General features: G+C 70.1%; 18 protein-coding genes. 7 read left to right on the forward strand and 11 right to left on the reverse strand.

Annotation, left to right across the window (positions count from 1 at the left end; translation table 11 throughout):
- Nucleotides 1-5: 5 nt before the first annotated feature.
- The 6 genes from IM787_RS21060 to rpsP form a co-directional block, all read right to left on the reverse strand.
- Nucleotides 6-998, reverse strand: a complete 993-nt coding sequence (locus IM787_RS21060; RefSeq protein WP_193678683.1) for a CobD/CbiB family protein — start codon at nucleotides 996-998, stop codon at nucleotides 6-8.
- 36 nt (nucleotides 999-1,034) lie between these two features.
- Nucleotides 1,035-1,751, reverse strand: a complete 717-nt coding sequence (locus tag IM787_RS21065; protein WP_193678684.1) for a CoA pyrophosphatase — start codon at nucleotides 1,749-1,751, stop codon at nucleotides 1,035-1,037.
- A 66-nt stretch (nucleotides 1,752-1,817) separates the two neighbouring features.
- Nucleotides 1,818-2,207, reverse strand: coding sequence for a 50S ribosomal protein L19 (gene rplS / locus IM787_RS21070; protein ID WP_193678685.1), 390 nt, complete (start codon nucleotides 2,205-2,207; stop codon nucleotides 1,818-1,820).
- 112 nt (nucleotides 2,208-2,319) lie between these two features.
- On the reverse strand, nucleotides 2,320-3,063 hold the full coding sequence (gene trmD, locus IM787_RS21075; RefSeq protein WP_193678686.1) for a tRNA (guanosine(37)-N1)-methyltransferase TrmD: 744 nt from the start codon (nucleotides 3,061-3,063) through the stop codon (nucleotides 2,320-2,322).
- A gap of 10 nt (nucleotides 3,064-3,073) precedes the next feature.
- Nucleotides 3,074-3,667: a ribosome maturation factor RimM gene (gene rimM, locus IM787_RS21080; protein WP_193678687.1), complete on the reverse strand. Its 594-nt coding sequence runs from the start codon at nucleotides 3,665-3,667 to the stop codon at nucleotides 3,074-3,076.
- An 8-nt stretch (nucleotides 3,668-3,675) separates the two neighbouring features.
- Entirely contained in the window at nucleotides 3,676-3,945 is a 270-nt protein-coding gene (gene rpsP, locus IM787_RS21085) for a 30S ribosomal protein S16 (RefSeq protein ID WP_193678688.1), read from the reverse strand.
- Between the two features lie 130 nt (nucleotides 3,946-4,075).
- On the opposite strand from rpsP, the gene IM787_RS21090 reads away from it, so the two are divergent.
- Genes IM787_RS21090 through IM787_RS21100 form a run of 3 tightly spaced genes read left to right on the forward strand, consistent with a single transcriptional unit; the run spans nucleotide 4,076 to nucleotide 5,584 of the window.
- Entirely contained in the window at nucleotides 4,076-4,609 is a 534-nt protein-coding gene (locus tag IM787_RS21090) for a GNAT family N-acetyltransferase (protein WP_193678689.1), read from the forward strand.
- Complete coding sequence (locus IM787_RS21095) at nucleotides 4,606-5,052, forward strand: TM2 domain-containing protein (protein ID WP_193678690.1); 447 nt, start codon at nucleotides 4,606-4,608, stop codon at nucleotides 5,050-5,052. Before IM787_RS21090 ends, IM787_RS21095 begins: the two co-directional genes overlap by 4 nt.
- A gap of 7 nt (nucleotides 5,053-5,059) precedes the next feature.
- Nucleotides 5,060-5,584, forward strand: coding sequence for a GNAT family N-acetyltransferase (locus IM787_RS21100; RefSeq protein WP_193678691.1), 525 nt, complete (start codon nucleotides 5,060-5,062; stop codon nucleotides 5,582-5,584).
- A 458-nt stretch (nucleotides 5,585-6,042) separates the two neighbouring features.
- Here the strand turns inward: IM787_RS21100 and IM787_RS21105 are convergent, their stop codons facing one another.
- The 3 genes from IM787_RS21105 to IM787_RS21115 form a co-directional block, all read right to left on the reverse strand.
- Nucleotides 6,043-7,053: an inorganic phosphate transporter gene (locus tag IM787_RS21105; RefSeq protein WP_193678692.1), complete on the reverse strand. Its 1,011-nt coding sequence runs from the start codon at nucleotides 7,051-7,053 to the stop codon at nucleotides 6,043-6,045.
- A 12-nt stretch (nucleotides 7,054-7,065) separates the two neighbouring features.
- Nucleotides 7,066-7,713 (reverse strand): DUF47 domain-containing protein, encoded by a 648-nt coding sequence (locus tag IM787_RS21110; RefSeq protein WP_193678693.1) that lies wholly within the window; start codon nucleotides 7,711-7,713, stop codon nucleotides 7,066-7,068.
- A gap of 61 nt (nucleotides 7,714-7,774) precedes the next feature.
- Nucleotides 7,775-8,146 carry a DMT family protein gene (locus IM787_RS21115; protein WP_193678694.1) on the reverse strand — a complete coding sequence of 124 codons (372 nt, stop codon included), beginning with the start codon at nucleotides 8,144-8,146 and terminating at the stop codon, nucleotides 7,775-7,777.
- Here IM787_RS21115 and IM787_RS21120 point away from each other — a divergent pair.
- Genes IM787_RS21120 through IM787_RS21130 form a run of 3 tightly spaced genes read left to right on the forward strand, consistent with a single transcriptional unit; the run spans nucleotide 8,145 to nucleotide 10,239 of the window.
- Nucleotides 8,145-8,783 (forward strand): RluA family pseudouridine synthase, encoded by a 639-nt coding sequence (locus IM787_RS21120; protein WP_193678695.1) that lies wholly within the window; start codon nucleotides 8,145-8,147, stop codon nucleotides 8,781-8,783. The genes IM787_RS21115 and IM787_RS21120 overlap by 2 nt on opposite strands.
- 53 nt (nucleotides 8,784-8,836) lie before the next feature.
- Nucleotides 8,837-9,451, forward strand: a complete 615-nt coding sequence (locus IM787_RS21125; RefSeq protein WP_193678696.1) for a dioxygenase family protein — start codon at nucleotides 8,837-8,839, stop codon at nucleotides 9,449-9,451.
- 29 nt (nucleotides 9,452-9,480) lie between these two features.
- Nucleotides 9,481-10,239, forward strand: coding sequence for an SDR family NAD(P)-dependent oxidoreductase (locus IM787_RS21130; protein WP_193678697.1), 759 nt, complete (start codon nucleotides 9,481-9,483; stop codon nucleotides 10,237-10,239).
- Nucleotides 10,240-10,248: 9 nt separating this feature from the next.
- Here the strand turns inward: IM787_RS21130 and IM787_RS21135 are convergent, their stop codons facing one another.
- A complete protein-coding gene (locus IM787_RS21135) occupies nucleotides 10,249-10,983 on the reverse strand; it encodes a 2OG-Fe dioxygenase family protein (RefSeq protein ID WP_193678698.1) in 735 nt (244 codons plus the stop codon).
- Between the two features lie 104 nt (nucleotides 10,984-11,087).
- On the opposite strand from IM787_RS21135, the gene IM787_RS21140 reads away from it, so the two are divergent.
- Entirely contained in the window at nucleotides 11,088-11,558 is a 471-nt protein-coding gene (locus IM787_RS21140) for a hemerythrin domain-containing protein (protein ID WP_193678699.1), read from the forward strand.
- A 6-nt stretch (nucleotides 11,559-11,564) separates the two neighbouring features.
- Here IM787_RS21140 and IM787_RS21145 read toward each other — a convergent pair whose 3' ends face one another.
- On the reverse strand, nucleotides 11,565-11,846 hold the full coding sequence (locus IM787_RS21145; RefSeq protein ID WP_193678700.1) for a DUF427 domain-containing protein: 282 nt from the start codon (nucleotides 11,844-11,846) through the stop codon (nucleotides 11,565-11,567).
- Nucleotides 11,847-11,849: the final 3 nt, after the last annotated feature.

The following is an 11,849-nucleotide window of genomic DNA, read 5'->3' on the forward strand; positions in this document are numbered from 1 at the left end:
CGCGGCTAGCCCAGCAGGTTGGCGAGCGTCAGCAGCGCCAGCAGCACCATCCACAGCACGACGGAGCGCCACACCAGGCCCACCACGCTGCGCAGGTGCGCGATCTCGGCTTCACGGCCCGGCGTGCTGACCGTGGCCGGTTCGGGCTCGGCGGCGAAGCCCGCGGGTTGCGTGCCGGTCGCGAAGGCCGCGGCAGGCTTCAGCATCTCGCCGCCCAGGCGCACGTTCACGGCCCCCGACGTCGCCGCAAGGATCACGCCGTCGTTGTCGTTCGGGAAGCGCTGCGCATGGTTGCGCCAGCAGTCGATCGCCTCCTCGAAGCTGCCGACCACGGCGAAGGCCACGGCGGTGATGCGCGCGGGCAGCCAGTCGACCGCGGCCCAGGCGCGCGCGGCGGCCGACTGGAGCGCTTCGCTCGCGGGTTGCGCGTGCGTGTGGTTGCGGTGCCGCCAGTAGCGCGCCACGAACTCCGCCATGCGGTACAGCACGGCGCCGGCCGGGCCGAAGCCGAAGGCGGCGAGCACCGAGAACCACGCGAGCACCCCGAACACATGGCGGTGCGCGGCCAGCACCGAGTACTCGATGACGTGCCGCACGATCTCGCTGCGCGGCAGCTCGCTCGCGTCGACCCGCTGCCACTGCGCCAGCAGCTGGCGCGCGCGCATCTCGTCGCCGGCCTCGAGGGCGTCGCGGATGTCGGTGAAGTGGTGGCTGAACTGGCGGAAGCCCAGCGTGACGTACAGCACCAGCACGCTCCACACCATCGCCGCGGGCCAGCCGACGAGCGACAGCAGCGCCCAGTGGATGGCGCTCGCGAGCGCGGCCGGCCCCAGCACCGCCAGCACCCAGCAGACCCAGCCGTGCTGCGGCTTGCCGGCGTCGAAGTTGCGGCTGACCGCGCGGGCCCACACGCGCAGGCCGGAGTGCACGAGGTTGTGCGGACCCAGCGGACGCACCTGCTCGATCAGCAGGGCGAACAGGATCGCGAAGAAGCTCATGGCCGGGGATGATAGCCGCCGGCCCCGGCGGAGTCCCTAGGCCGAAAGGAAGCGGTAGAAATTGCGCAACATCGCCGCCGTCGCGCCCCAGATGAAGCGCTCCTTGCCGCCCTCCTCGTAGGGCATGGAGAACCACTCCCGCCGCGTGCCGCTGAACTCGAACGCATGGCGCCGGTGGTGCCGCGGATCCATGAGGAAGTCGAGCGGCACCTCGAAGGCGTCGGCGACCTCGTGGGGATTGAGCGTGAGGCGGTAGTCCGGCTGCACCAGTGCCACCACGGGCGTGATGACGAACATGGTGCCGGTCGTGTACGTGGGCATGGTGCCGATCACCTCGGCCCACTCGCGCTCCAGGCCGATCTCCTCGTGCGCTTCGCGCAACGCGGTGTGCGCCGCGTCGACGTCCGTGTCGTCCTGCTTGCCGCCGGGAAAGGCCACCTGGCCGGAATGCGTCGAGAGGTGCGCGGTGCGCTCGGTCAGCAGCACCGTCGGCCGGTCGCGCATGACGATCGGCACCAGCACCGAGGCCAGCGCGAGCTGCCGGTCGGTGAAGCGTTTCTCGGACCAGACTTCCGGCTCCCACGGCCGCGGCTCGGCGAAGCGCCGGCGCAGGGCCTCCGGCCCCAGCGCCTGGAGCGCGACCGGCGGCAGGTGCGCGTCCACGCCGAGCACCGGCACCTGCTTCGGATCGAAGTTGGGCAGCTTCGACAGCGGGGTGTCCGGCGGGATGGTGGCGGAGGGATCGATGGGCATGGTCGGAAACGAAAAAGCCGCCGCGAGCTCTGGGCCTGCGGCGGCTGGTCGGAAGGCGTTCCCCGCTTATTCGGCGGCGGCGGCCTTCTCGCCCTTCTGGGAAAAGGCCAGCTTTTCCTTGATGCGGGCCGACTTGCCGCTGCGGTCGCGCAGGTAGTACAGCTTGGCGCGACGGACGTCGCCGCGGCGCTTGACTTCGATCTTGGCGATCAGCGGGCTGTAGGTCTGGAACGTGCGCTCCACGCCTTCGCCGCTGGAGATCTTGCGCACCGTGAAGGCGCTGTTCAGGCCGCGGTTGCGCTTGGCGATGACCACGCCTTCGTAGGCCTGGGCGCGCTTGCGGTTGCCTTCGACGACGTTGACGGAGACGATCACCGTGTCGCCGGGGGCGAACTCGGGGATGTTCTTGCCCAGGCGGGCGATTTCCTCTTGCTCGAGGGTCTGGATCAGGTTCATGAAGTTCTCGCGTCGATCGTGTCCGCGCTACACGGAAGGCCCTGCTTCGCGGGGCGACATCGGATGTCGCTGCGGCTCGGACGGCCGGACAGAGGATCGGGAAAGCCCGGGATTATAGCCCGGCGAGGAATTCCTCGTCCAGCCGTGTCAGGTGCCCCGCCGCGCGGGCGGCGGCGATCAGGTCGGGCCGGTGCTTCGCGGTGGTTTCCAGCCGCTGCCGGCGGCGCCAGGCCTCGATGCGGGCGTGGTGGCCGGACAGCAGTTCCTCCGGCACCCTCACGCCGTTCCACTCCTCCGGCCGGGTGTAGTGCGGGCAATCCAGCAGGCCGTCGAGGGCGGGGTTGAAGCTGTCCTCCTGGTGGCTGCCGGCGTCGTTCAGGACGCCGGGCTGCAGGCGCGCGACCGCGTCGAGCAGCGCCATCGCCGCGATCTCCCCGCCGGAAAGCACGAAGTCGCCGAGGCTCAGTTGCACGTCCACGTGGGCATCGATGAAGCGCTGGTCGACGCCTTCGTAGCGCCCGCACAGGAGGATGGCCCCTGCGCTGGCGGACCAGCGCTCGACGCCGGCGTGGTCGATGCGTTCGCCGATGGGGGAGAAGAGGACGACGGGCGCGGCGTCCACGCGTTGCGCGCGCACCGCCGCCAGGCACCTGGCCAGCGGCTCGGCCAGCATCACCATGCCCGGGCCACCGCCGAAGGGCCGGTCGTCCACCCGGCGGTAGTTGCCTTCCGCGAAATCGCGCAGGTTCCACAGGCGGACGTCCACCTGCTTCGCCTCGTAGGCGCGACGGGTCACGCCCGCGGCGAGGAAAGGCGCGAACAGTTCCGGGAACAGGGTGACGACGTCGAAGCGCATCGCGCCGCAGTCAGTAGTCGGGCTGCCAGTCGACGGTGATGCGCCGCGCTTCCAGGTCGACCCCGTCGACGTAGGCGGACACGAAGGGCAGCATGCGTTCCAGGGGCTTGCCGTCCTCCTGGTACTCCACCACCAGCACCGTCTGCGGGCCGGTGGACAGCAGGTCGCGCACCACGCCCAGGTGGACGCCTTCGCGGTTCACCACGTCCAGCCCGAGCAGGTCGACCCAGTAGTACTCGTCCTTGTCCGCGGTGGGGAAGGAGGAGCGGGGGACGAACACGCGGGCGCCGCGCAGCATTTCGGCCGTGCCGCGGTCTTCCACGCCGTCGGCGCGGGCCACCACGGAATCGGAATGCTCCTTCGCCTCGCGCACGCGCAGCAGCACCGTGCCGGAAAAGGCGGCGACGCCTCTTTCGGTCGGTTGCAGGAACCAGCGCTTGGAGGAGAACAGCGCCTGGGGGTCGGCGCTGTGGGGCAGGACCTTGAGCCAGCCCTTGACGCCCCAGGCATCGAGGATGCGCCCGACTTCGACGGCGTCGGCGGGGAGATCCGCCGGTTCGATGTCCGCGGGGAGCGTGGCTCCCGGACGGCCGGGCGCGGCCATGCCCCAGCTCAGGCGGCCGCGGGAGCGGCGGCGGCCGTGGTGGCGCCCTGCTTCAGCAGGCGTTCCACCGTCGGCGACGCCTGGGCGCCGACGCCGCGCCAGTGGGTCAGGCGGTCCTGCGCCACGCGCAGCTTTTCCTCGCCATCCTTGGCCAGCGGGTTGTAGAAACCCAGGCGCTCGATGAAGCGGCCGTCACGGCGCACGCGCTTGTCCGCGACGACGATGTTGTAGAACGGACGGCTCTTGGAGCCGCCACGGGAGAGTCGAATGACGACCATGATTTATCCTTCGGGTGGATCAGCTACGCCCAAACGGCGAGCTTCGAATGTTCTTCCAGCGTTGAGACACGCGACTGGCCACCCGGCCAGCGACACGCCGAAAAGCCCGCGATTATAGCCTTTTGCCGCCATGCTCATCCTCCGCCCCAGCACCGACGCCGACGTGCCCGCCATCACGGCCATCTACGCCCACCATGTCCTGCATGGCACGGGCACCTTCGAGACCACCCCGCCCACCGAGCAGGACATGACCACGCGCCGGCTCGACGTGTTGGCGCGCGGGCTGCCCTACCTGGTGGCCGAACAGGGGGGCAAGGTGCTCGGGTTCGCCTACTGCCAGTGGTTCAAGCCGCGGCCGGCCTACCGCTATTCGGCCGAGGATTCGATCTACCTGCACGCCGACGCCGCGGGCCAGGGGCTGGGCAAGAAGCTGCTGGCCGACCTCGTGCAGCAGGCCGAGGCGGCCGGCGTGCGCAAGCTGATCGCGGTGATCGGCGACTCGGCCAATGCGGGCTCGATCGGCGTGCACCGCTCGCTGGGCTTCAGCAAGGTGGGCGTGATCCAGTCCTGCGGCTGGAAGTTCGGACGCTGGCTGGACATCGTGCTGATGGAGAAGTCCATCGGCGAGGGCGACCGCACGCCGCCGGAAACGCCCGCCCCATGAAGAGCAAGACCGTCGCCGCCTGGCTGGCGCTGGTGGGCGGGCCGCTGGGCCTGCACCGCTTCTACCTGCGCGGCCTGGGCGACATGATCGGGTGGCTGCTGCCGATCCCGACGGCGCTCGGGCTCTACGGGCTGGAGCGCGTGCAGGAGTACGGGCAGGACGACGTGCTCTCGTGGCTGCTGGTGCCGCTGCTCGGTTTCACCTTCGCCGGCTGCTGCCTCACCGCCATCGTCTACGGGCTCATGGCGCGCGAGAAGTGGAACGCACGCTTCAACCCTTCGCTGCCCGAGGATGCCGAACCGGGCGGCACGCATTGGGGCACCATCTTCGCCATCGTCGCCGCGCTGATGATCGGCGCCGGCGTGCTGATGGCGAGCATCGCCTTCAGCTTCCAGCGCTACTTCGAATACCAGGTCGAGGAAGGCCGCCGCATCTCGCAATGAGGTTCCCATGACCGACGCCGCCGAAGTCCAGATCCGCAGTGCCGAGCCCTCGGACGCCGAAGGCATCTCCGCCCTGCTCGGCACGCCGGGCACGATGGAGGGCACGCTGCAATTACCGGACATGCCCGTGGCGCTGCGCGTCGAGATGCACCAGCGCGTGGACCCGTACAGCTGCCGGCTGGTCGCGGTGGCGAACGGCGAGGTGGTCGGCTGGGCCGCGCTGCACGGCATGAATGCAGGCCTGCGGCGGGCGCACGTGCGGCTGCTGGCCATCGCGCTCGCACCGCAGTGGCAGGGCCGCGGCGTCGGCCGCCGGCTGATGGAGCGCCTGCTGGACTGGGCAGACCGCTGGGCCGGCGTGCTCCGCATCGAGCTGAACGTGCACGCCGACAACGAGCACGCGATCGCGCTGTACCGCAGCCTGGGCTTCGTCGAGGAAGGCCGGCACCGCGGGTACGTGCTGAAGGACGGGCGCTATTCGGACGCGCTCACGATGGCGCGGCTGCACCCGAACCCACCGGCGATCGGCTGAAGCGACCTCCCGGGCACCGTCATCCCCGCGGAGGCGGGGACCCAGGGCTCCGGCACCGTGGGCCGACAGGCCCACTCCCGCCCTCGAACGTCGCGGCAGGCGGCGGGCGGTGCCGGCCCGCAGTCAGGGGCCTCGGCTGGAAGGCTGTTCCCGGCGGCGAAGCAGGGCTACGAGAGCGCGCAGCGCGGATCGAGCACTGCGACTGTCTCATTTTTCCGGGCATTTGCTTGAACGGAGAGTTTGCCGCGCGCGGCAAACTCGCAGTGAGTTTGGCCGGATCGACGCCGGGAACAGCCTTCCAGCGCACCCGGAACGAAGCGTCAGCGAAGTGCAGGGCGAGGCACCGCGGGACGGCACCGCCCGCCGCCTGCCGCGACGCACCCCGGATGCGGGAGCCCTGGATTCCCGCCTCCGCGGGAATGACGGGGGCGCGGGAAGGGCGGGCGGGGTCTCCCGGCCTAGAAGATCTGCAGCGAGATCCAGTACGCGATCGCCGCCACGAACGCACTGGCCGGGATCGTCAGGACCCAGGCCCACACGATGTTGCCGGCGACGCCCCAGCGCACGGCGCTCATGCGGTGCGTGGAGCCCACGCCGACGATGGCACCTGTGATGGTGTGCGTGGTCGACACGGGGATGCCCAGGGAGGTGGCGATGAAGAGCGTCAGCGCCCCGCCGGTCTCGGCGCAGAAGCCGCCCACCGGCTTGAGCTTGGTGATCTTCTGGCCCATGGTCTTCACGATGCGCCAGCCGCCGAACATGGTGCCCATCGCGATGGCCACGTAGCAGGAAATGATCACCCACGCCGGGGGCGACTCGGCGCCCGTGGCGACGTAGCCGGTGGCGATCAGCAGCATCCAGATGATGCCGATCGTCTTCTGCGCGTCATTGCCGCCGTGGCCCAGGCTGTAAGCGCCGGCGGACACCAGCTGCAGCCGCCGGAACCACTTGTCCACGCGCGAAGGCCGCGTGTTGCGGAAGATGTTGGACACCAGCACCATCATCAGCGAGCCGAGCAGGAAGCCGAGGGTCGGCGAGATGAAGATGAAGACGACCGTCTTCCAGATGCCGGTGGCGATGAGCGCCCCCGCGCCGGACTTGGCGATGACCGCACCCACGATGCCGCCGATGAGCGCATGCGAGGAGCTGCTCGGGATGCCGTACCACCAGGTGATGACGTTCCAGGTGATCGCGCCGACCAGCGCGCCGAACACCACGTGCGTGTTCACGACACCGGGCTCGACGATCCCCTTGCCCACCGTCGCCGCGACGCTCAGGTGGAAGATGAAGATCGCGATGAAGTTGAAGAAGGCGGCGAACACCACGGCCTGCGTCGGCCGCAGGACGCCGGTGGACACGACCGTGGCGATCGAATTCGCGGCATCGTGGAAGCCGTTCATGAAGTCGAACAGCAGCGCGACGGCCACCAGCATGATCACGACCCACAGGGCCGCCTGCGAGACTTCCATGGCGCGCCGCCCTCAGGAGTTCTCGAGGACGATGCCCTCGACGACGTTGGCGACGTCCTCGCACTTGTCGGTGATCGTCTCCAGCAGCTCGTAGATGGCCTTGAGCTTGATCACCTCGCGTACGTCCGGCTCCTCCCGGAACAGCTTGCTCATCGCCGACCGCATCACGCGGTCGGCGTCGGACTCGAGCTTGTCGATCTCCTCGCAAGTCTTCAGCGCGGCGACAGCGGTGTCGTGGTCCGACAGCTTGCCGAGGAAGCCGACGGCTTCCTTCACGCGTTCGCAGCAGCGCACGCTGAGGTCGGTCAGGCGGGTGATCTCCTCGGTCATGTGCCGCACGTCGTACAGCGCCATGGTCTCGGCCGAGTCCTGGATCAGGTCGGCCACGTCGTCCATGGTGTTGATCAGCGTGTGGATCTGCTCGCGGTCGATCGGCGTGATGAAGGTGGAGTGGATCAGCCGGTTGACTTCCTGCGTCACCTTGTCGGCCGAACGCTCGGCGTGGTCGACTTCGCGATTGTACTGCTCGCGCAGGTTCACGTCGTTGTAGTTCGCCACCAGGTTGCGGAACGCGTGGGCGCCCTCGACCATGCGCTCGGCATGCTGGTTGAACATCTCGAAGAAGTTGCCTTCTCGCGGGAGCAGTTTCTTGAAGAGCATGGGCGCCCCTGGACGGGTTCTTTTGTGACGGTTTCGTGACGAGTGTACCTGCCGCCCCCCGTCACGCGTTGCGGAATATGAAATAGACGGCGCCCACCATGCACAGCGCCGCCCACAGGTAGTCCAGCTTCAGCGGCTCCTTGAGGTACAGCACCGCGAACGGGACGAACACGGCCAGCGTGATCACTTCCTGCATGATCTTGAGCTGGCCGACGCTGAAGCCGGCCTGCAGGTGGCCGATGCGGTTGGCCGGCACCTGCAGCAGGTACTCCGCCAGGGCGATGCCCCAGCTGATGAAGGCGGCCGTGTACCAGGGCGCGGTGGCCAGGTTCTTCAGGTGGCCGTACCACGCGATCGTCATGAAGACGTTGGACGCGACCAGCAGCAGCACCGTCTGCAGCGACAGGGGAACCATGGAGGAAAGGGCGTTCATGCCAGGATTATCGGAAGGGCTGGTCTACGTGGACGATCACCTGCTGGTGCTGGACAAGCCGGCCGGCCTGCTGGCCGTTCCCGGGCGGGGCGAGGACAAGCAGGATTGCCTGTCGGAACGCGCACGGCGCATGTGGCCCGACGCGCTCGTGGTGCACCGACTCGACATGGCCACCTCCGGCCTGTTCCTCATGGGCCGCGGCGTGCACATGCAGCGCGTCCTCGGCCGCACGTTCGCCGACCGCGCGGTGGACAAGCAGTACATCGCCGTGGTGGCGGGGCATCCGGGCGAGGTGGACGCCACCGGCACCATCGAGCTTCCGCTCGCGGCGGACTGGCCGAACCGGCCGCTGCAGAAGGTCGATGCCGAAGCAGGCCGCCCGAGCACGACCCGCTGGCGCGTGCTGGCCCACGAGGGCCCGGATGCGCGCCTGCTGCTGGAGCCGGTCACCGGCCGCACGCACCAGCTGCGGGTGCACCTGCAGGCGATCGGGCATCCGATCCTCGGCGATGCGCTCTACGCGCCCGCGCCGGCCCTGGCGCGCGCGCCGCGCCTCCTGCTGCACGCCAGCCGCCTGCGGCTCGCGCATCCCGCCACCGAGGAGGCGCTCGCGTTCGACAGCCCGCCGCCGTTCTGAGGAACTCGCCGCCTCTCCGGACAGTCTGACCCCGGCAAGCTCCGGAGCACACCATGACCCGCCTCTCCCGCCGCCATGCCGCCGCCGCGCTGGTCGCCCTGCCCTTCTGCTGGACGGGCGCACGCGCGCAGCCGGCCGCGCCGCGGCCTGCCACGCCGGCGCAGACCGAGGGGCCCTTCTATCCGGTGCAACTGCCGGCCGATGCCGACGCCGACCTGCTGCGCAACGGCGCCCGCAGCTACGGGCGGGGCCAGCCCGCCTCGGTGGACGGCACCGTGACCGACCTCGAGGGCCGGCCGCTGCGCGGCGCACAGGTGGAGATCTGGCAGTGCGACCATGCGGGCCACTACCACCATCCGGGCGACGGCGGCCGCGCGGACCCGGACTTCCAGGGCTTCGGCCGGGTGGCCGTGGGCAGCGACGGCCGCTACCGCTTCCGCACCATCCGCCCGGTCGCGTACGCCGGCCGCACGCCGCACATCCACGTCAAGGTGCGCCTGGGCGCCCGCGAGCTGCTGACGACGCAGCTGTACGTGGAAGGCGACCCGCACAACGAACGCGACTCCCTGTGGCGCCGGCTGGGCGAGGCGCGGTCCCTCGTGACCGTGCCCTTCACCCGCGGCAGCGAAGGCCTGCAAGCCAGCTTTCCCATCGTGGTCGCGGCCTGAGGCGGCGCCGTGCCGCGTACGATGGCGGCATGAACCAGCGACACCTCACCATCCTCACCGGCGCCTCGCGCGGCATGGGCCTCGCCATGGCGCAGCAGCTGCTGGCCGCCGGCCACGACCTGCTGTGCATCTCGCGCAAGACCAACGACGAGCTGCAGGCGCGCGCCCAGGCCGCCGGCCGCCAGCTGGAACAGTGGCCGCAGGACCTGGCACGGCCCGAGAACGCCGCCGCCAGGCTCGAGACCTGGCTGCAGGCGCAGGACTTCGCGGTGCTGGCGTCGGTCACCCTGATCAACAACGCCGGCCTGATCCCGCGGATCGCGCCGATCGACGACATCCCCGCCGCGCAAGTCGCCGAAGCCATGCGCGTGGACCTGGAAGCGCCGATGTTGCTGACCGGCGCCTTCCTGCGCGCGACGGCGGCCGTCAAGGCGCCGCGGAAGGTGCTGAACATCTCCTCCGGACTGGGCCGGCGCGCGATGGCGGTGCAGGCGGCCTACTGCGCCGCGAAGGCCGGCATGGACCACTTCACGCGCTGCGTGGCGCTGGAGCAGGCGTCGCTGCCGAATGGCGCGAAGGTGTGTTCTCTGGCGCCGGGCGTGATCGACACCGACATGCAGGTGCAGCTGCGCGGCGCCGAGCCGGGCCGCTTCCCGGATGTCGGCAATTTCGTCGGCATGAAGGAAAAGGGGATGCTCAGCTCGCCCGACGATGCGGCGCAGCGCGTGCTCGCCTTCCTGGCCCGCGCGGATTTCGGCGCGAACCCCGTCGCCGACGTGCGCGACTGACCAGGGCTCCTACGCGTCCTGGAAGCCGCCGGCGCGCGCGGTCAGCACCAGCGTGTCGCGGTGGCAGCGGCCTCCGGCTTCCACCGGCTGGATCGGCGTGGTTTCGTGGATCACCCGCGCGTCGTCCAGCAGCAGCACGCTCCAGGGCTCGGTGAGCGTGAAGCGCTGGCCCGCCGGGCCGTCGGCCTGGAACACGCGCGTCTCGCCGCCCTTGATGCCCTCACGCGCCACCAGGAACACCGCGACCAGGTCGACGCCGTCGCGGTGCGCGCCTTCCGGCGTGGGTCGGCCGATGCCGCCTTCCGTGTCGATGCGGAACTGGTGCGCCTCGACGTACCAGGGCTGCGGCCCGCGCAGGTCGCCGGCCACGCGTGCCAGGGACTGCAGCAACGCGCGCCAGGCGGGTTGCGCCACCACCTCCGGCTGCATGGCGTCGAACCAGCGCTCCATGCCGCCGTGCAATGCGTTGTATTCCACCGGCTGCCAGTGCGCGCGGTGCGGCACCTGCGTCACGCTGCCGCCCTCGACGACGAAGGAAGCATGCCGCCGCTTGCGGTAGCGGCCGCCGTCCTTCAGGTGCTGGTCGGGCGGCAGGTCATGCCAGGAGCGGCCCAGCGCCTGCAGGTCCGCGAGGCTGCAGCCGGCGAGTTCGCAGACGCCGCGCGGCCCGAGCACCGCGTAGCCGTGCTGGCGCAACTGGGTGGCGAGCTGGTCGGGATAGGTGTAGGCGGGGCTCAGCAGCATGGCGCGAGCTTACCGCCGCCCGCGCGAAGTGCTTCCCTGACCTGCGTCAAGACCCCGCGCGCACGGGCGTCCTAAGCTCGCGCCGCACTGGAGAACCCCACCGCATGAGCACATTGACCTGGTCCGAAGGACTGGAACTCGGCCTGTCCTTCATGGACGACACCCACAGGGAGTTCGTCGACCTGCTGGCGCAATGCGAAGGTGCGGCCGATGCGGAGCTGCCCGCGCTCTGGGACACCCTCATCGCCCACACCGCCGACCACTTCGGCCGGGAGGACGAGTGGATGCTGGCCACCGGGTTCGCCTCGGGCAACTGCCATGCCACGCAGCACAAGGTGGTGCTGCAGGTGCTGCGCGAAGGCGCGCTGCATGCGCGCCAGGGCGACCTGGGGCCCGTGCGGCAGATGATCGGCGAACTGGCCGCCTGGTTCCCGCAGCACGCGAAAAGCATGGATGCGGCGCTGGCCCTGCACCTGCGGGGCGTCGGCTTCGATGCCGCGACCGGAGCAGTCCACGCGCCGCAGCGCCTGCCCGCGACGGCCATCAGCGGTTGCGGCGGCGGTTCCTGCGGGTGAGCCGCGTCAGGCGCTGACCTTCACGCCCTTCCAGAAGGCGACGCGGTCCTTGACCATCTCCGCCTCGGGCTTGGGGTCGGGGTAGTACCAGACCGCCTCGGGGTTCAGCTCGCCGTTGACCAGCAGGGAGTAGTAGCTCGCCTCGCCCTTCCACGCACAGGTGGTGTGGTGGTTGCTGAAGGTGACGTACTCGCGCTTGAGCGCCTCTGCCGGGAAGTAGTGGTTGCCTTCGACCACCACCGTGTCGTCGCTCTCCGCGACGATCACGCCGTTCCATTCCGCCTTCATGGG

The organism is Ramlibacter pallidus (assembly GCF_015070875.1).
In the GTDB taxonomy this organism is placed as follows: Bacteria; Pseudomonadota; Gammaproteobacteria; order Burkholderiales; family Burkholderiaceae_C; genus Ramlibacter; species Ramlibacter pallidus.